Below are 18542 nucleotides of genomic sequence, written 5' to 3' on the forward strand. Positions count from 1 at the left end.
TCTGTGTTGGAAAAGCTCAGGACGCCGGCTGCTCAGTAGGAGCATTCGCCAGCGCTTGTGGCCTGGACCTGGAAAATAAGTGAGAATGCGGCCCACTGCGGGACGGCAAAATCGCGCCTATCATATCCAAGATTCGCCATCAGCTTAAGGCCCAGGGCTCAAATGAAACGATCTGCTTTCTTTATTTCCGACGGCACCGGCATTACAGCCGAAACCCTGGGTCAGAGCCTGCTCGCGCAGTTCGAAAACATTACCTTCGCCAAATTCACGCGGCCCTATATCGACAACGTGGATAAAGCGCGGGCCATGGTACAACAAATCAATCTGGCGGCAGAAAAAGACGGCTTTCGGCCGATCATTTTCGACACCATCGTCAATCAAGACATCCGTGAGATCCTCGCAACCTCCAATGGTTTCATGATCGATATTTTCTCGACCTTCCTGGCGCCGCTGGAACAGGAGTTGAGCGAACACTCCTCTTATTCGGTCGGAAAGTCCCATTCCATTGGGCATAACTCCAATTACATGGAGCGTATCGAGGCGGTGAACTTCGCCCTCGACAACGATGACGGCGCCCGTACCCACTACTACGACAAGGCCGATCTGATTCTGGTCGGCGTGTCCCGCTGCGGCAAAACGCCCACCTGTCTGTACATGGCGATGCAATTCGGTATCCGTGCGGCCAACTACCCGTTGACCGAGGACGACATGGAGCACCTGACGTTGCCGGCCGCCCTGCGCGCGCATTCACATAAGCTCTTCGGCCTGACCATCGACCCGGACCGCCTCACGGCCATTCGCAACGAGCGCAAGCCCAACAGCCGCTACTCCAGCTATGCCCAGTGCGAATTCGAAGTGCGTGAAGTGGAAAATCTGTTCCGTCGCGAGAATATTGCGCATATCAATTCCACGCATTTTTCGGTGGAGGAGATCTCAGCGAAGATTCTGGTGGAGAAAGGCGTCGAGCGACGCTTCAAATAATGCCTTGAGACGCTGCTTAACGGTGGTGAACGGGCTTGTTGTGGCGAGCGGGCTTGCCACAACAAGCCCGCTCGCCACAAAGAAGCCCGCTCCCCCCAACAACGCCCCTCGCTACAGGTGGAACCGCCCACCGCCCTGCCCCAACGCCGTCGCCAACGCATCGAACCCGGCCCGCAACAACTGATCATCGCCCGACGTATTGCAGATACTCGCTCGAATAAACTGCGGCACAGCCGTTTGCCCGACGGCGAACGCTTCGGCGGTGGCGATCAGGTAATTGTTCTGCTTGAGCTCTGCCTCGATTTCCGACGCGCGCCAGGGCTCTGGGACTTCAATCCAGAAATGCGGGCTATTGAGATGGGTGCGGTATTCCAGCCCGGCCAACAGGTCGCGCACCAGCGCTTTGCGCCGGCTGATCTCGTTGATCTGCTGGCGCAGCAGGTATTCCGCCGTGCCGTTTTCGATCCATTGGGTGGCCAGTTCCAGGGTCACGGGGGTGGCCATCCAGCAGGTCGAGCGCAAGGCCGCCGAGATACGGCTGACCAGCGCCGGTGGCGCGTGCACGTAACCCACGCGTAAACCGGCCGATACCGCCTTGCTCAGGCTGCTGATCAAAATCGTACGCTCAGGCGCGAAATAGCTGAGAGGCGGCGGCCGATCTTCTACCAGCACGCCGTGGGCTTCATCTTCAAGAATCAGCAGGTTGTGCTCGCGGCACACTTTGACCAAAGCCTCGCGACGTGCGACCGACAAGACCGCCGTCGTAGGATTCTGGATGGTCGGCGTGCAATACAACGCCGAAACCCGGTGATTACGACAGACTTCATCCAGCGCTCCCGGCAGCACGCCCTCTTCATCCATCTCCAGGCCGATCAGACGCACACCCAGCATGCGCGCGGCGGTGATCAGGCCAGGGTAGGTCAACTGTTCGGTGACCACCGTATCGCCTGCACGCAACAGCGCCATCATCGCGCACAACAACCCATGCTGGCCGCCGTTGACGCAGATGACCTGTTCGGGAATCGGATGGAAATCGCGCTGCACCAGCCATTGCGCACCGGCTTCACGGTAGCGCGGCAGGCCGGCGTCAGGGGTGTAGGCGCTGATGTCCTGGAGGAACTTGGCATTGGTCGACAGGGTTTGGAAGCTCTGGGCCAGGAATAACGTCTCCTGCCCCGGGATATGCATGTTGCGGCTCATATCAAAGTACTGCCGCGGCTCTTCGCTGAAGTTACGAAAGCCTTCATCACGCTGTCGCTCCATCCCACGCTTGCGCACGAACGTGCCGTCACCGACCCGCGCCACCACCAGGCCGAGGCGTTCGAGTTCGCCGTAGGCCCGGCTGATAGTGCCGATAGTCACGCCCAGATTGTCGGAAAGCACCCGGTGGGGCGGTAGTTTTCGTCCCGGTTCAATCAAGCCTTCGAGGATACCCCGTTCCATGACATCGGACAGGCGCTTGTACTTGACGCCCTGCCCGTTGGATAACCCCTCACGCATAATTGACACCATGTCAATATTTGTTTTGACAGTCATCTTTCGCCCTAATAGTGTGCTTTTACGGGTTCAATCAGCCAAAAAAATAACTCATTACAAGTTCAATATAGAGTTCAATTCCGGCTCAGGGAAGCAATAAACGATGCCAATGTCCGCCGTTCTCGAAAACACTGCAAAAACAAAAACTCAAAAACAGTGGTTGGCCGGCCTGGTGACCAGTGTGATGTTTCTCATCGTGTGCCTGAGTTGGGGCACTACCTGGCTGGGCATCAAGATCGCGGTGGAGAGCGTGCCGCCGCTGACCTCCGCCGGCCTGCGCTTCCTTATCGCCTTCCCGCTGTTCCTGTGTTTCGCCATGGTGCGCCGTGAGCCGATCCTGTTCCCCAGGGAAAGCCGCTGGTTCTTCGTGTTCGTGACCCTGTCCTACTTCAGCGTGCCCTATTACCTGCTCAACTACGGTGAGATGCATGTGTCGTCCGGCCTCACCGCCCTGCTGTTCAGCTGCATGCCGGTGTTCATCCTGATTTTTTCCGCACTGTTCCTGCGCGAGCGCATCTATTTTTCCCAAGTGGTCGGCATCGGTATCGGCTTCGGCAGCCTGTACATGATCATCAAGAGCCAGGGCCTGCACCTGGACCACGCCGAGTTCTTCGGGGTGCTGGCGATTCTGAGCGCCGCGATCATGCATGCCCTGTGCTACGTCATTACCAAGCAGAAAGGCAGCGCCATCAGCGTGATCACCTACAACACGCTGCCCATCGGGATTGCCGGGCTGATGCTGTTCGTCGCCGGGCTGTGGTTTGAAGCGCCGACCTTCGAAGCCATCACCCTGCGCTCCTGGAGCGCCCTGTTCTACCTGGGGCTGGTCGCCTCGGTGGGTGGGTTCATCGTGTACTTCATGCTGCTCAAGCGCCTGAGCCCGATCATCCTGTCATTCGTGTTCATCATCTTCCCGGTGTTCGCGGTGATCATCGGCGCCTGGTACGAAGGCGTGACGATTTCCCGCGACCTGATGCTGTACTCGGCCATCCTGCTGGCCGGCTTTGCGATCACCAAGTTGCCCATTGAAAAACTCATGGCCAAGAAAAATTGACCCTCCCGGCCCTCACACAGAAACGCGAGAGAAACATGGCCGTCCTTCGCCCAGAAGCCCTCGAACAGATCTACGCCCACGCCAGCCGCAGCTACCCCGAGGAATGCTGTGGGTTCGTCTTCGCCGATGGCAGCGTGTACCTGGGCAGCAATATCCAGAATGAGCTGCACCGCAAGAACCCCGAGATGTATCCGCGCAGCGCGGCCAACGGCTACACGTTCTCGGTAGCCGACACCCTGCTGATGAACAAGGCGTTTCGCAGCGACAACCCGGTGGTGGTGATCTACCACTCCCACCCGGACGTCGGCGCCTACTTCAGTGACGAAGACCAGGACAAGGCGCTGTTCCTGGGCGAGCCGATCTACCCCGTCAGCTACCTGGTGGTGGATGTTCGCCGAGGCCAGGCCCTGGGATCAAAGCTGTTTGCCTGGGATGGCAAGCATTTCGCCCTTCAACCCTTCAACGACCTGCACACGGAGTTGTCCATGAACGCTGTCTCTTTCCCCGACATTCTGGTTCGCGTGGCCAAGCTGCCGGAATCGACCCTCGAGGGCGCCGGATCGACATTGCGCGAAGTCATTGAAAGCCTCTGCGACAGCCACCCCCAGCTGCGCACGCACCTGTTTCACGAAAAGAACAACCAGCTCAAGGAGCACTTCCTGTTCACCGCCGAGGAAGCGCTGATCGACGCCGATGACCGGCTGCCGGAAAAGGCCAGGATCGAAGTCCTGCTCGCCACGTCCGGCGGCATGGATGTCGACACCCTGAGTAATGAGGAAGTACAGCGCTACGTGCGCCATATCACCCTGCCCGGCGTTGGGCGCGAAGGCCAGTTGAACCTGAAGAAAGCCAAGGTGCTGATCATCGGCACCGGTGGCCTGGGCTCGCCCATCAGCCTGTACCTGGCGGCGGCCGGCGTCGGCACCCTGGGCCTGGTGGATTTCGATGTGGTGGAAAGCAGCAACCTGCAACGCCAGATCGTGCATGGCAACAGCACCCTCGGCATGCCCAAGGTCGAATCTGCCAAGCAGCGCTTGCAGGACCTCAACCGCCATATCCAGATCAACGCCCACGACACCGCGCTGAATGCCGATAACGCCCTGGAACTGGTGGGTGCCTACGACCTGGTCATTGATGGCACCGACAACTTCGACACCCGCTACCTGGTCAACGATGCCTGCGTGCAACTGGGCAAACCCTTGGTATACGGGGCGATCTACCGTTTCGACGGGCAGATCAGCGTGCTCAACTATAAAGGAGGCCCGTGCTACCGCTGCCTGTTCCCCAAGGCTCCGCCGGCGGAACTGGCGCCCAACTGCAGCGCCGGCGGGGTTATCGGCGTACTGCCGGGCGTGGTTGGGATGATCCAGGCCACCGAGGCCATCAAGCTCTTGATCGGCCTGGGCGAGCCCTTGTCTGGCCGCTTGATGCGCTTCGACGCGCTGGCGATGAAATTCAGCGAAATCCGTTTCAAGCGCCGCGCCGACTGCCCGTGCTGCTCCGACCTGCGCCACAGCGAAACCCAGGCACCGACCGTGTGCGCAGATGCCGTGCCCAGCCAACCGTCCCTGGCCGAAGAGCGCTACATCAAGCCGCGCGTACTCAAGCAGGTACTCGAACACCACAGCAGCGCCGACGTGCTGCTGGATGTGCGCGATGCCAGCGAACTCGAGGTGTGCAAATTACCGGGGGTGGTGCATATCCCCCTGGCCGAGCTGGATGGCCAACTCGGGCGCCTCAGCCGGAACAACACCCATTACCTGATCTGCTACGCCGGCACCCGCGCCGAACAAGCGGCCAGCACACTGCTGGCGGCCGGTTTTGCCAACACCAAAGTCCTGCAAGGCGGCATGAAGCACTGGGTTCGCGACGTCGAACCCGACATGCCTTTGTACTGACCGTCGATTTGGGATGATGAGCTGATGTTGCATAACTCCATACTCGACGCCATCGGCCATACGCCGATCGTGCGCCTGGCGCAGTTTTCCGAAGACCTCGGCATCGAGGTCTACGCCAAGCTGGAATCGCTCAACCCCGGTGGCAGCCACAAGGCGCGCATCGCCCTGGGCATGATCCTCGACGCCGAACGCCGGGGCGTGCTGATCCGCGACTCCGGGCAAACCATCATCGAACCCAGCGGTGGCAACACCGGCATCGGCCTGGTGATGGCGGGCAACGTGCTGGGCTACAAAGTAGTGCTGGTGATCCCGGATAACTACAGCCCCGAAAAACAGAAACTGCTACGCCTCTACGGCGCCAAGGTGGTGCTGTCGGACAGTCGCCTGGGCAACAATTCCCACGGTGAAAAGTGCATGGAACTGCAGCTGGAAAACCCCAGCTACGTGATGCTCAACCAGCAACGCAACGGCGCCAACCCGCAGACCCACCGCGACACCACCGCCCCGGAAATCCTGCGTGCCTTCGCTGACCGGCGTGTCGATTATTTTGTCAGCGGCATCGGTACCGGCGGCCATATCACCGGCATCGGTGAAACCCTCAAGGCCGCCTGGCCGGCCCTGCGCGTGATGGGCGTGGAGCCGGAGGAATGCGACCTGCTGAAAAACCAGCACGCGCCGCACCATATCCAGGGCCTGTCGATCGGGTTGATCCCGAGCATCCTCAACCTGGACGTGATCGACGGCATGCTCAAGGTCTCGCGCCAGGCATGCATCGACATGATGAAACGCATCATGCGCACCGACGCCATCAGCCTGGGCCTGTCCTCAGCCGCCAATATGGTGGCCATCGCCCAACTCGCCGCCGAACTACCGCCCGAAACGGTGGTGTTGACCATGGTCTACGACAATGCCGACAGCTACCTGCCCAGTTTCGAATAACCGGTTTTCCAACCATCCAGAATGCGGGGGTGCCTCCATGAGCGGCTTTATCGACATGCAACAGCTGCACGATGAGTTACTCACCCACCTCATCAAAACCCTCACGCCCACGCAGATGAAGCAGCTGGAACCGCACCTGGCGCCGCTGATCCAGAACGCCGCACAGGCGGTAGCCGAGGACCTGATCGCCTATGCCTACCGCGACCCGGCGTCGCGCGGACGGGGCGAACTGATCCTGGAGTCCTATGCCTCGTTCAAGGCCGTGCTGTTTTATCGGCTTGCCCACCTGGTATGGAATTTCCCCGACCGGACCAACGGCGTGTTTTCGCGCATTGCCCTCAAGCTCAGCAACCAGGGCAAGATCCTTTCCGGCGCGGAGATTCACCCGGCTGCGCGCATCGGCCGGCGTTTTGTGCTGGACCACGGCTACGGCACGGTGATCGGCGAAACCTGCGAAATCGGCAACGACTGCTACATCCTCTGCGGCGTGACCTTGGGCGCCCGCGGCATCGCCAACAACCCGGACGGCAAGCGCCACCCGCGCCTGGGCAACAACGTCGAAGTCGGCTCCGGCGCCCGCGTACTGGGTTATGTGACGATCGGCGACAACGTGTTTATCAGCCCCTCGTGCGTGATTACCCAGGACGTGCCCGCCGGTACCAAGGTCAAAGTGGTGAACCAGATCCAGTTGCAAAAAAACGATGAATCGGACCACAGCAACTACCTCGGTGCCTTCGCCCTCGATGAGCGCCTGCACGTGGTCGGTGAGATCAGTACCAGCCACAAGGTCACCGTACTCGACGCCGACTTCCACCCCCTGCAAGGGCTGATGCTCGAACCCACGGTGAAGGAACGCCATCACCTGCAATTTCGCCTGCATCGCGTCGAAACGGCCGACCACCTGCCGCGCCTGCCATTGAACCTCAAAGTCTGCGGCCCGGAATTCGAAATCACTTTGCTCTCCCCCCCTGGCTTGAGCGCAATGGTGCGCCACTTGCTGCAAGCCAGCCCACTGATCGTCGGAGGATGAACATGTCCGTGCACACCATGGAAACCCTGGCGCTGTTTGACAGCGCGCCCTACCAGAACGCATTCAACGCCCGGGTGATTGCCGTCAGCGAGCACGGCATCGCCCTGGAGCACACGCTGTTCTACCCAACCGGCGGCGGGCAACCGGGTGACACTGGCCACTTCACCCTGGCGGATGGCACGCGCGTCGACATCACCGGTACCGTGCGCGACGCCGAAGCGCGCTCGATCATCTGGCACCAGGTGGAACACTGCCCCGAGCCATTGGTTGCCGGGGTGCAGGTGGAGGCCAACCTCGATTGGGAACGGCGCTACCAGCACATGAAGATGCACACCTGCCTGCACCTGCTGTGCTCGCTCATCGATGCCCCTGTGACCGGGTGCAGCATCAGTGCCGACAAGGGCCGCCTGGATTTCGACCTGCCGGAGATGACGCTGGACAAGGACAGCATCACCCGCGACCTCAACGCGCTGATCGCCCAGGCCCATGAGGTCAAGACCCTCTCGATGCCCGCCACGGAGTACGCCACCCTGCTGCAGATCACCCGCACCCAGGCGGTCGCGCCGCCGGTGATCCAGGGCTCGGTACGCGTGATTGAAATTGGCGGGATCGATATCCAACCGTGCGGCGGCACCCATGTGGCCAACACCGAGGAAATCGGCCGGGTGTTCTGCGAAAAGATCGAGAAGAAGAGCAAACACAACCGCCGCGTGATCCTGCGGTTTGAATAACAGCTGAGCGGCTGGGGTGCTCGCGCCCCAGTCTCAGTTCGTACAGGAAACTGACAGCAAAATTGACGCGCTTGTAACATTCAGAAACGTACAATTCCTCCAGCATCTTCTTGATGCCCCTGACTCATGAACAGCACCCGTGCTGTTCGGTAGGTCATTCGTGCAGCGGCTACGCTCACTCCCATTACGCCCACTCTGAACCTGAACGCTGCAGGACTGACTGCCTATGAACAAAGTGTTCCGTCACTACATCCCGGCGTCCACGCTACGTCTGCTCCCCAATCGCTGGGACCTGGTCGCCCTGCCGTTGGTCATCGGCTTTTTACTGTTTTTTTCCATCACCGCCCGGGAAACCTGGGCCCCCATCGCCACCCTACAAAGCGAAGTCATTTCCCTCGACCCGGCCAACCTGCCGGAATACGCCATGCGCACCACGCTGCGCATGCTCGCGGCAATGGCGGCGGCGCTGGTGTTCACCCTGCTGTACGGCACCCTCGCGGCCAAAAGCCGACGTGCCGAAAAGCTGCTGGTGCCGGTGCTGGACATCCTGCAATCGGTGCCGGTGCTCGGCTATATCTCGTTTACGGTGACGTTCTTCCTGCTGCTGTTTCCCGGGCGCGTGCTCGGCGCGGAGTTCGCCGCGATCTTTGCGATCTTCACCAGCCAGGCCTGGAACATGACGTTCAGTTTCTATCAGTCCCTGCGCATGCTTCCTCACGACCTGGTCGAAGTGTCAACCAACCTGCGGCTGTCCGGCTGGCAGAAGTTCTGGAAACTCGACGTGCCTTTCGCCATGCCGGGGATGGTCTGGAACATGATGATGAGCATGTCAGGCGGCTGGTTCTTCGTGGTTGCCTCCGAGGCCATCACGGTCGGCGACAAGACCATTACCCTGCCAGGCGTGGGGTCGTACCTGGCCCTGGCCATCGCCCAGAAAGACCTGCACGCCGTAGGCTATGTGATCCTGGCGATGATCGCGGTAATCCTGATCTACGACCAGTTCCTGTTTCGCCCGCTGGTGGCCTGGGCCGACAAGTTCCGGATGGAAACCACCGCCTCACAAGGCGTCGCCCCGCAATCCTGGGTGTTGAACCTGATCCAGCGCACACGCGTGGTCCAACGTATCCTGCGCCCGATAACCCGTACGATCAGCCGCCTGGGCAACAAACGCTTCGCCTTGCCGCGCGGCACGCTCAAGGCCATGCCCGCGGCCAGTGCCACGAGGTCCAAGGTGATCGACTGGGTATGGGGCTCACTGATCGCCCTGCTGACGGCCTACGCGCTGTACCACATCGTGCGCTATGTCGGCACCGAGGTGACCCTCGCCGAAGTCGGGCATGTGGTGGTACTGGGGCTGATTACCCTGCTGCGTGTCGTGGGGCTGATCCTGATCGCCTCGCTCATCTGGGTACCGCTGGGGGTGATGATCGGCCTACGACCAAAGCTGGCGGAAAAAATCCAGCCACTGGCGCAGTTCCTCGCGGCGTTCCCGGCCAACCTGCTGTTTCCGGTCTTTGTCATTGTGATCCTGCACTTCCACCTCAACCCGGACATCTGGCTGAGCCCACTGATCGTGCTCGGCACCCAGTGGTACATCCTGTTCAACGTGATCGCCGGCGCCAGTGCCTTTCCCAATGACTATAAGGAAGCCGCCGCCAACTTCCGCATTCGCGGCTGGCTGTGGTGGCGCAAGGTAATGTTGCCGGGCATCTTCCCGTACTACGTCACCGGCGCCATTACCGCCTCGGGCGGGGCATGGAACGCCAGCATCGTTTCCGAGTACGTATCCTGGGGCCAGGACAACGTGGTCGCCCATGGCCTGGGCGCCTATATCGCACAGACCACCGCGGCCGGCGACTTCCCGAAGATCGCCCTGGGCGTGGTGGTGATGTCGATCTTTGTGGTGGCTTTCAACCGCGCGGTCTGGCGACCGATGTACGCCATGGCTGAAAACAAACTCCGCTTGAACTGATGGGATTCGCTGTGATGACTACCCGCCCCGAACATGCTGCCGACACCCCGGAAATCTACTCGCTGAAAAACGTGAACCGGGTGTTCGGCAAAGGTAAGGATGAACTGCAAGTCCTCAGCGGTGTGGACCTGAGCCTGCACGAAGGCGAAATCGTCGGCATGCTCGGCCGCTCCGGCTCCGGCAAATCCACGTTGCTGCGCATCATCGCCGGGCTGATCCAGCCGTCATCGGGTGAAGTGCGCTACCACGGCGTACCGCTGACCGGCCCGGCCGAAGGCGTGGCCATGGTGTTCCAGACGTTTGCGCTGTTCCCCTGGCTGACCGTGCTGGAAAACGTGGAGGCCGGCCTGCAAGCCTTGCAAGTCGAACGCAAGGAAAGCCGCAGGCGCGCGCTGGCGGCGATTGACCTGATCGGCCTGGACGGTTTTGAAAACGCCTACCCACGCGAGTTGTCCGGCGGTATGCGCCAGCGCGTGGGCTTCGCCCGTGGCCTGGTGGTCAACCCGACCTTGTTGCTGATGGACGAACCGTTCTCGGCGCTGGATGTGCTCACCGCCGAAACCCTGCGCAACGACCTGCTGGATTTGTGGAGCGGCAAACAACTGCCGATCAAGTCAATCCTGATCGTGACGCACAACATCGAAGAGGCGGTGCTGATGTGCGACCGCATCCTGGTGCTGTCGTCCAACCCCGGCCGCGTGGTCGCCGAGATCAAAGTGCCGTTCGCGCACCCGCGCAATCGGCTGGACCCCACCTTCCGCCAAATGGTCGACGACATCTACGCCCTGATGACCGACAGGCGCAGCGCCGATGCGAGCCGGGGCATACCCGAGCTGAAAATGGGTAGCCTGCTGCCGGAAGTGTCCACCAACCTGATGGCCGGCCTGATCGAAACCCTGGCCGCCGAACCCTACAACGGTCATGCCGGTTTGCCGACCGTCGCCGAACGGCGCTTGCTGGAAGTGGACGACCTGTTCCCGGTGGCGGAGATGCTTGAACATTTGGGTTTCGCCGAACTCAAGGGCGCCGACATCACGCTTACCGATGCTGGCAAGCTGTTCGCCAACTACGGCACCCAGGAACGCAAAACCCTGTTCGCCGAGCATTTGATTCAACACGTGCCGTTGGCCGCGCGCATTCACCAGGTGCTGCTGGAGCGCAGCGGGCATCGGGCGCCACGGGTGCGCTTCGAACAGGAGTTGGAAGACTCGATGACGGAAGCGTTCGTGGAGAAAACCCTGGAAAGCGTGGTGGCCTGGGGGCGGTATGCGGAGATTTTCTCCTATGACGACCATACCGAGACGTTCAGCCTGGATGATGTCGAAGGCAGTATGTAACTTTCAACTCCAGCACAATTCCAAATGTGGGAGGGGCGGTGCGACGATTCGACTTGCCCCCGATGGCGGTATGTCAGTACCCGATGTATTGGCTGACATACCGCCATCGGGGGCAAGCCCCCTCCCACATTTGATCTCCTGTGTGACCGGGATCTCCTGTGTTTTTTAGATCACGAACAGGTCCACGAACCGATTGACCGGCGTCGCTTCAAGCAGCGCCTGGTCTTTGCACAATGCAAAAATCTCCGCGCTGCGCTGCGCGGTAAACCGCGTGGCCAGGTTGGCCTTGAACTTGTCTTCCAGCAATGGAATGCCGTCTGCGCGGCGACGGCGATGGCCAATCGGGTACTCCACCGCCACCTGCTCGGTGTGGGTGCCATCCGTGAAGAACACCTGCACCGCATTGGCAATGGAGCGCTTGTCGGCCTCCAGGTATTCGCGGCTGTAGCGCGGGTCTTCGACGATGACCATTTTGTCGCGCAGTTCGTCGATGATCGGGTGGGCTGCGTGGAACTCATCTTCGTACTGCTCGGCCACCAGGTTGCCGAACGCCAGGGGCACCGCAGTCATGTATTGCAGGCAATGGTCGCGGTCGGCGGCGTTGGCCAGTGGGCCGACCTTGGAGATGATGCGAATCGCCGACTCATGGGTGGTGATCACGATGCGCTCGATCTGATGCAGGCGATCCTTGACCTGCGGGTGCAAGGTCACCGCCGCTTCGCAGGCGGTTTGCGCATGGAACTCGGCAGGGAAGCTGATCTTGAACAGCACGTTTTCCATCACATAAGTGCCGTAGGGCTGCGACAGGCTGAAGACGCGCTTGTCTTCGGGCTTGAGCGCCAAGTCCTTGTTGGTGTGGCTGAACAACACGTCGTAGAACCCCCACTGCGGCGCGCTCAGCACCCCGGGAATGCCCATCTCACCGCGCATGGCGATGTCCGCCAGGCGTACACCACGACTCGACGCATCTCCCGCCGCCCAGGATTTACGCGAACCGGCGTTGGGCGCATGGCGGTAAGTGCGCAAGGCCTGGCCGTCGACGAAGGCGTGGGACAGAGCTGCCAGCAGTTGTTCACGGTTGGCCCCCATCAGCTTGGCGGTGACCGCCGTGGAGGCGACTTTCACCAGCAGCACATGGTCGAGGCCGACGCGGTTGAAGGAGTTTTCCAAGGCAATCACGCCCTGGATTTCGTGGGCCATGATCATTGCGTCCAGCACCGCGCGCAGGGTCAGCGGTGCCTCACCATTGGCCACGCGCTTTTGCGAAAGATGATCGGCCACGGCGAGGATGCCGCCGAGGTTATCCGAGGGGTGCCCCCATTCGGCGGCGAGCCAGGTGTCGTTGTAGTCGAGCCAGCGCACGAGGCAACCGATGTCCCAGGCGGCCTTGACCGGATCCAGGCGGAACGACGTGCCCGGTACCCGCGCGCCGAACGGCACCACCGTGCCTTCGACGATGGGCCCCAGGTGCTTGGTGCACTCCGGGAAACGCAAGGCCAGCAGACCGCAGCCGAGGGTGTCCATCAGGCAATTGCGCGCGGTATCCAGGGCGGCCGGGGAGTCGATGCGGTAGTTGAGGACGTAGTCGGCAATGTCCTGCAAAACCTGGTCGTAATCGGGGCGGTTGTTCTGGTCGACGTTGGTGCTCATGGCAGATCTCCAAAAATGGGTGGGGTCAATCCTCGGGCTAACGGTTATGGGAAGCAGATCTTGGATGCCTGCCTTTTGGAATAGAGATCCTCTGTGGGAAGGGCTTACCCTAATGCCAGTTCACATCGCCTCTTGTAGGAGCGAGCTTGCTCGCGAAAAACGTCAACGATAACGCGCGCTTCCTGAATGAACGCGGCGCCTGTGAGTTTTTCGCGAGCAAGCTCGCTCCTACAAAAAGCCTCCTCCCACATTGGATCTGTGCAGGGTTTTAGAAGGCGTCGCCGGGTACGCGGACGAAACCTTCCATCAACACCCGCGCACTGCGGCTCATGATGGCTTTCTTCACCACCCACTCACCGTCCACCTGGGTGGCTTCAGCCCCCACGCGCAAGGTGCCGGAGGGATGCCCGAAGCGCACGGCATTGCGTTCAATACCGCCCGCAGCGAGGTTGACCAAGGTCCCCGAAATCGCCGCCGCCGTGCCGATCGCCACCGCCGCCGTGCCCATCATCGCGTGGTGCAGCTTGCCCATGGACAGGGCGCGCACCAGCAAATCCACATCGCCGGCCTTGATCGCCTTGCCACTGGACGCCAAGTAGTCGGCAGGCTTGGCCACGAACGCCACCTTCGGCGTGTGCTGGCGCTGGGCCGCTTCGTCGAGGTGCTTGATCAGCCCCATGCGCAACGCGCCATAGGCCCGTACGGTCTCGAACATCGCCAGGGCCTTGGGGTCGCTGTTGATCGCGCCCTGCAGCTCGGTGCCGGTGTAGCCAAGGTCTTCGGCGTTGATGAAAATCGTCGGGATGCCCGCGTTGATCAGCGTCGCCTTGAAGGTGCCGACACCCGGCACCTCCAGCTCGTCGACCAGGTTGCCGGTGGGAAACATCGAACCGCCGCCGCCCTCTTCTTCCGCCGCCGGGTCCATGAACTCCAGCTGCACTTCGGCGGCCGGGAAGGTCACGCCATCGAGCTCGAAATCACCGGTCTCCTGCACCGCGCCGTCGGTGATCGGCACATGGGCAATGATGGTCTTGCCGATATTGGCCTGCCACACCCGCACCACGGCAATGCCGTTGTGCGGTATGCGCGCCGGGTCGACCAGCCCGGCGCTGATAGCGAACGAGCCCACCGCCGCCGACAGGTTGCCGCAGTTGCCGCTCCAGTCGACAAAGGGCTTGTCGATGGAGACCTGGCCAAACAGGTAGTCCACGTCGTGATCGGCACGGGTGCTCTTGGCGAGAATCACGGTCTTGCTGGTGCTCGACGTGGCACCGCCCATGCCATCGATCTGCTTGTCATAGGGGTCGGGGCTGCCGATCACCCGCAACAGCAAGGCATCGCGGGCGGCACCCGGCACCTGCGCCGATTCGGGCAGGTCCTGGAGCCTGAAAAACACGCCCTTGCTGGTACCGCCACGCATATAGGTGGCGGGGATCTTGATTTGCGCTACGTGTGCCATGGTTATCCTCTTCAGACGGTCGCCGCCGATTCCAGGAAGTCTTGGGCAAAACGTTGCAACACGCCGCCCGCCTCGTAGATCGACACTTCTTCGGCGGTGTCCAGGCGGCAGGTCACCGGCACTTCGACACGTTCGCCATTCTTGCGATTGATCACCAGGGTCAACTGCGCGCGCGGGGTGCGCTCGCCGACCACGTCATAGGTTTCGCTGCCGTCGATGTGCAGGGTGTGGCGGTCGGTGCCCGGCAGGAACTCCAGCGGCAACACGCCCATGCCCACCAGGTTGGTGCGGTGGATGCGCTCGAAGCCTTCAGCGGCAATCGCTTCCACGCCAGCCAGGCGTACGCCCTTGGCCGCCCAGTCGCGGGACGAGCCCTGGCCGTAGTCGGCGCCGGCAATGATGATCAGCGGCTGCTTGCGCTCCATGTAGGTTTCGATGGCTTCCCACATGCGCGTGATTTTGCCTTCCGGCTCAATGCGCGCCAGGGAACCCTGTTTGACCTTGCCGTTCTCGACGACCATCTCGTTGAACAGTTTCGGGTTGGCGAACGTGGCGCGCTGCGCGGTCAGGTGGTCGCCACGGTGGGTCGCGTAGGAGTTGAAGTCGACCTCCGGCAGGCCCATTTTCGCCAGGTATTCGCCCGCGGCGCTGTCGAGCATGATCGCGTTGGACGGCGACAGGTGGTCCGTGGTGATGTTGTCCGGCAGCACGGCCAGCGGGCGCATGCCCTTGAGTGGCCGCGCCCCGGCCAGTGCGCCTTCCCAGTACGGCGGACGGCGGATATAGGTGCTTTGCGGGCGCCAGTCATACAGCGGCGCGACTTTCGGGCCGGTGTCTTCGTGGATCGCGAACATCGGGATGTACACCGCGCGGAACTGCTCCGGCTTGACCGAGGCCTTGACCACTGCGTCGATCTCTTCGTCAGTCGGCCAGATGTCCTGCAGGCGGATTTCCTTGCCATTGGCATCGAGGCCCAGCACGTCCTTCTCGATATCGAAACGGATGGTGCCGGCAATCGCATAGGCCACCACCAGCGGCGGCGAAGCCAGGAACGCTTGCTTGGCGTACGGGTGGATACGCCCGTCGAAGTTGCGGTTGCCCGAGAGCACGGCGGTGGCGTACAGGTCGCGGTCGATGATTTCCTGCTGGATCACCGGGTCCAGTGCGCCAGACATGCCGTTGCAGGTGGTGCAGGCAAAGGCCACCACGCCGAAACCGAGTTTTTCCAGCTCATGGCCCAGGCCCGCTTCTTCGAGGTACATGGCCACGGTTTTCGAACCCGGTGCCAGGGACGACTTGACCCACGGCTTGCGTTTCAGCCCCAGCTTGTTGGCGTTGCGTGCCAGGAGGCCGGCGGCGATCACGTTGCGCGGGTTGCTGGTGTTGGTGCAGCTGGTAATGGCAGCGATGATCACCGCGCCGTCAGGCATTTGCCCCGGAACTTCATCCCACTGGCCGGAAATGCCCTTGGCGGCCAGGTCACGCGTGGCGACACGGGCGTGGGGGTTGCTCGGGCCGGCCATGTTGCGCACGACGCTGGACAGGTCGAAGGTCAGGCCGCGCTCGTATTTCGCGCTCTTGAGGTCGTCCGCCCACAGGCCGGTATGACGCGCGTACTGCTCGACCAGGGTGACCTGTTCGTCCTCGCGGCCGGTGAGTTTCAGGTAGGCGATGGTCTGCTGGTCGATGTAGAACATCGCCGCTGTCGCACCGTATTCCGGGGCCATGTTGGAGATGGTCGCGCGGTCGCCCAACGTCAGTTTCGATGCGCCTTCGCCGAAGAACTCCAACCAGGCACCGACCACTTTCTGTTGGCGCAGGAACTCGGTCAGCGCCAGCACCATGTCGGTGGCGGTGATGCCGGGTTGCAGCTTGCCCGTCAGCTCCACGCCGACGCTTTCCGGCAGGCGCATCCACGAGGCGCGGCCAAGCATGACGCTTTCGGCTTCGAGGCCGCCGACGCCGATGGCGATCACGCCCAGCGCATCCACATGCGGGGTGTGACTGTCGGTACCGACACAGGTATCCGGGAAGGCCACACCGTCACGCACCTGGATCACCGGGGACATTTTCTCCAGGTTGATCTGGTGCATGATGCCGTTGCCCGGCGGGATCACGTCGACGTTCTTGAAGGCTTTTTTGGTCCACTCGATAAAGTGGAAACGGTCTTCGTTGCGACGGTCTTCGATGGCGCGGTTTTTCTCGAACGCGTCCGGGTCGAAACCACCGGCTTCAACGGCCAGGGAGTGGTCGACGATCAGTTGCGTCGGCACCACCGGGTTGACCTGGGCCGGGTCGCCGCCTTGCAGGGCGATGGCATCGCGCAGGCCAGCGAGGTCGACCAGGGCGGTCTGGCCGAGGATGTCGTGGCATACCACGCGTGCCGGGAACCATGGGAAGTCGAGGTCGCGCTTGCGTTCGATCAACTGGCTCAGGGACGCGTTGAGGGTGGCAGGGTCGCAGCGGCGCACCAGGTTTTCCGCGAGCACGCGTGAGGTGTAGGGCAAGGTGGCGTAGGCGCCTGGGCGGATGGCATCGACCGCCGCGCGGGCGTCGAAATAATCCAGGCGGCTGCCGGGGAGCGGTTTGCGGAATTCAGTGTTCATCGTCAGGACTCGGTCACGGTATAGGTTGCTGCGGGAACCTGCCTCCTGTAGGAGCGAGCTTGCTCGCGAAGGTCGTCAACGATAATGCGGGCATACTGAATGATCGCGATGCCTTGACGTTTTTCGCGAGCAAGCTCGCTCCTACAGAGAGCAGGATTACACCTGCAATTCAGCGACGTTCGATTGGCACGAACTTGCGCTGTTCAACGCCGATGTACTCGGCGCTTGGACGGATGATGCGGTTGTTGGCGCGCTGTTCGAACACGTGGGCGGCCCAGCCGGTCAGGCGCGAGCACACGAAGATCGGCGTGAACAGCTTGGTCGGGATGCCCATGAAGTGGTACGCCGAGGCATGGTAGAAGTCGGCGTTGGGGAACAGTTTCTTTTGTTCCCACATGGTCTTGTCGATGGCTTCGGACACTGGGAACAACACCGTGTCGCCCACTTCGTCAGCGAGCTTTTTCGACCAGCCCTTGATCACTTCATTGCGCGGGTCGCTGTCTTTGTAGATCGCGTGGCCGAAGCCCATGATCTTGTCCTTGCGCGCCAGCATGCCGAGGGTGCCTTCGACTGCTTCCTCTGCCGAGCCGAAACGCTCGATCATTTCCATCGCCGCTTCGTTGGCGCCGCCGTGCAGCGGGCCGCGCAGCGAGCCAATCGCAGCGGTGACGCAGGAATACAGGTCGGACAGGGTCGACGCACACACCCGCGCGGTAAAGGTCGAGGCATTGAATTCGTGTTCGGCGTAGAGGATCAGCGACACGTTCATCACCTTGACGTGCAGCTCGCTCGGTTTTTTGCCATGCAGCAGGTGCAGGAAGTGGCCGCCGATGCTGGGCTCGTCGGTCACGCAGTCGATGCGCTTGCCGTCGTGGCTGAAGCGGTACCAGTAGCACATGATCGCCGGGAAGGCGGCGAGCAGGCGGTCGGTGACGTCGCGTTGCACGCTGAAGTCTTGCTCGGGCTCGATATTGCCGAGGAACGAGCAACCGGTGCGCATCACGTCCATCGGGTGGGCGTCGGCGGGGATGCGCTCCAGGACTTCCTTGAGCGCTTGCGGCAGGTCGCGCAGCTTGCTCAGCCTGGCGCTGTAGGCGGCCAGTTCGGTCTTGGTCGGCAGTTCGCCGTAGAGCAGCAGGTAGGCCACTTCTTCAAACTGCGCATCGGCCGCCAGTTCGCGCACGTCGTAGCCGCGATAGGTCAGGCCGGCACCGGCCTGCCCCACGGTGGACAACGCCGTCTGCCCGGCAACCTGGCCACGCAGGCCGGCGCCACTCAGTACTTTTGCTTCAGCCATGTCTGTTCTCCAATCTTGTATTTAATCTTGTATTTATAGAGAGGCGCGTTCG

Annotated in this window: 13 protein-coding genes; 8 read left to right on the forward strand and 5 right to left on the reverse strand. The window is 61.6% G+C overall.

Translation table 11 applies throughout. The features are described 5' to 3' along the window. Positions 1-162 precede the first annotated feature (162 nt). On the forward strand, positions 163-981 hold the full coding sequence (locus QU606_RS27515; protein WP_024076878.1) for a pyruvate, water dikinase regulatory protein: 819 nt from the start codon (positions 163-165) through the stop codon (positions 979-981). Positions 982-1092: 111 nt separating this feature from the next. Here QU606_RS27515 and QU606_RS27520 read toward each other — a convergent pair whose 3' ends face one another. Then, positions 1093-2517: a PLP-dependent aminotransferase family protein gene (locus tag QU606_RS27520; RefSeq protein ID WP_024076879.1), complete on the reverse strand. Its 1425-nt coding sequence runs from the start codon at positions 2515-2517 to the stop codon at positions 1093-1095. 160 nt (positions 2518-2677) lie between these two features. On the opposite strand from QU606_RS27520, the gene QU606_RS27525 reads away from it, so the two are divergent. The 7 genes from QU606_RS27525 (at position 2678) to QU606_RS27555 (ending at position 11478) form a co-directional block, all read left to right on the forward strand. Next, positions 2678-3571, forward strand: a complete 894-nt coding sequence (locus QU606_RS27525) for a DMT family transporter (protein WP_162163613.1) — start codon at positions 2678-2680, stop codon at positions 3569-3571. Positions 3572-3606: 35 nt separating this feature from the next. After that, a complete protein-coding gene (gene moeB, locus QU606_RS27530) occupies positions 3607-5469 on the forward strand; it encodes a molybdopterin-synthase adenylyltransferase MoeB (RefSeq protein WP_024076881.1) in 1863 nt (620 codons plus the stop codon). 24 nt (positions 5470-5493) lie between these two features. Next, positions 5494-6408 carry a PLP-dependent cysteine synthase family protein gene (locus QU606_RS27535; RefSeq protein WP_304997845.1) on the forward strand — a complete coding sequence of 305 codons (915 nt, stop codon included), beginning with the start codon at positions 5494-5496 and terminating at the stop codon, positions 6406-6408. A gap of 37 nt (positions 6409-6445) precedes the next feature. Further along, positions 6446-7438, forward strand: a complete 993-nt coding sequence (locus QU606_RS27540) for a serine O-acetyltransferase (RefSeq protein WP_024076883.1) — start codon at positions 6446-6448, stop codon at positions 7436-7438. Positions 7439-7440: 2 nt separating this feature from the next. After that, positions 7441-8169: an alanyl-tRNA editing protein gene (locus QU606_RS27545; protein WP_069076762.1), complete on the forward strand. Its 729-nt coding sequence runs from the start codon at positions 7441-7443 to the stop codon at positions 8167-8169. A 226-nt stretch (positions 8170-8395) separates the two neighbouring features. Further along, positions 8396-10141 (forward strand): ABC transporter permease subunit, encoded by a 1746-nt coding sequence (locus QU606_RS27550; RefSeq protein ID WP_150056265.1) that lies wholly within the window; start codon positions 8396-8398, stop codon positions 10139-10141. A gap of 14 nt (positions 10142-10155) precedes the next feature. Beyond that, positions 10156-11478, forward strand: a complete 1323-nt coding sequence (locus QU606_RS27555) for an AAA-associated domain-containing protein (protein ID WP_041161281.1) — start codon at positions 10156-10158, stop codon at positions 11476-11478. 165 nt (positions 11479-11643) lie between these two features. Here QU606_RS27555 and prpD read toward each other — a convergent pair whose 3' ends face one another. The 4 genes from prpD to prpC all read right to left on the reverse strand — a co-directional run bounded on the left by prpD (position 11644) and on the right by prpC (position 18490). Next, a complete protein-coding gene (gene prpD / locus QU606_RS27560; protein ID WP_024076887.1) occupies positions 11644-13128 on the reverse strand; it encodes a 2-methylcitrate dehydratase in 1485 nt (494 codons plus the stop codon). 268 nt (positions 13129-13396) lie between these two features. Next, entirely contained in the window at positions 13397-14587 is a 1191-nt protein-coding gene (gene prpF, locus QU606_RS27565; protein ID WP_193689663.1) for a 2-methylaconitate cis-trans isomerase PrpF, read from the reverse strand. 11 nt (positions 14588-14598) lie between these two features. Beyond that, the gene (acnD, locus tag QU606_RS27570) at positions 14599-17193 is read right to left on the reverse strand and encodes a Fe/S-dependent 2-methylisocitrate dehydratase AcnD (RefSeq protein WP_304997846.1); all 2595 of its coding nucleotides are present in this window, start codon (positions 17191-17193) and stop codon (positions 14599-14601) included. A 169-nt stretch (positions 17194-17362) separates the two neighbouring features. Then, positions 17363-18490 (reverse strand): 2-methylcitrate synthase, encoded by a 1128-nt coding sequence (gene prpC, locus QU606_RS27575; protein ID WP_024076890.1) that lies wholly within the window; start codon positions 18488-18490, stop codon positions 17363-17365. Between the last annotated feature and the right edge of the window lie 52 nt (positions 18491-18542).

Origin of the sequence: Pseudomonas sp. OVF7 (assembly GCF_030644265.1) — a bacterium.
Taxonomy (GTDB): Bacteria; Pseudomonadota; Gammaproteobacteria; order Pseudomonadales; family Pseudomonadaceae; genus Aquipseudomonas; species Aquipseudomonas gorinensis.

Excerpts from the sequence above, each read along its gene's own strand:
- QU606_RS27515 (WP_024076878.1), top strand. The coding sequence starts at position 163 with ATGAAACGATCTGCTTTCTTTATTTCCGACGGCACCGGCATTACAGCC.
- QU606_RS27520 (WP_024076879.1), bottom strand. The coding sequence starts at position 2,517 with ATGACTGTCAAAACAAATATTGACATGGTGTCAATTATGCGTGAGGGG.
- moeB (WP_024076881.1), top strand. The coding sequence starts at position 3,607 with ATGGCCGTCCTTCGCCCAGAAGCCCTCGAACAGATCTACGCCCACGCC.
- QU606_RS27535 (WP_304997845.1), top strand. The coding sequence starts at position 5,494 with ATGTTGCATAACTCCATACTCGACGCCATCGGCCATACGCCGATCGTG.
- QU606_RS27540 (WP_024076883.1), top strand. The coding sequence starts at position 6,446 with ATGAGCGGCTTTATCGACATGCAACAGCTGCACGATGAGTTACTCACC.
- QU606_RS27545 (WP_069076762.1), top strand. The coding sequence starts at position 7,441 with ATGTCCGTGCACACCATGGAAACCCTGGCGCTGTTTGACAGCGCGCCC.
- QU606_RS27550 (WP_150056265.1), top strand. The coding sequence starts at position 8,396 with ATGAACAAAGTGTTCCGTCACTACATCCCGGCGTCCACGCTACGTCTG.
- QU606_RS27555 (WP_041161281.1), top strand. The coding sequence starts at position 10,156 with ATGACTACCCGCCCCGAACATGCTGCCGACACCCCGGAAATCTACTCG.
- prpD (WP_024076887.1), bottom strand. The coding sequence starts at position 13,128 with ATGAGCACCAACGTCGACCAGAACAACCGCCCCGATTACGACCAGGTT.
- prpF (WP_193689663.1), bottom strand. The coding sequence starts at position 14,587 with ATGGCACACGTAGCGCAAATCAAGATCCCCGCCACCTATATGCGTGGC.
- acnD (WP_304997846.1), bottom strand. The coding sequence starts at position 17,193 with ATGAACACTGAATTCCGCAAACCGCTCCCCGGCAGCCGCCTGGATTAT.
- prpC (WP_024076890.1), bottom strand. The coding sequence starts at position 18,490 with ATGGCTGAAGCAAAAGTACTGAGTGGCGCCGGCCTGCGTGGCCAGGTT.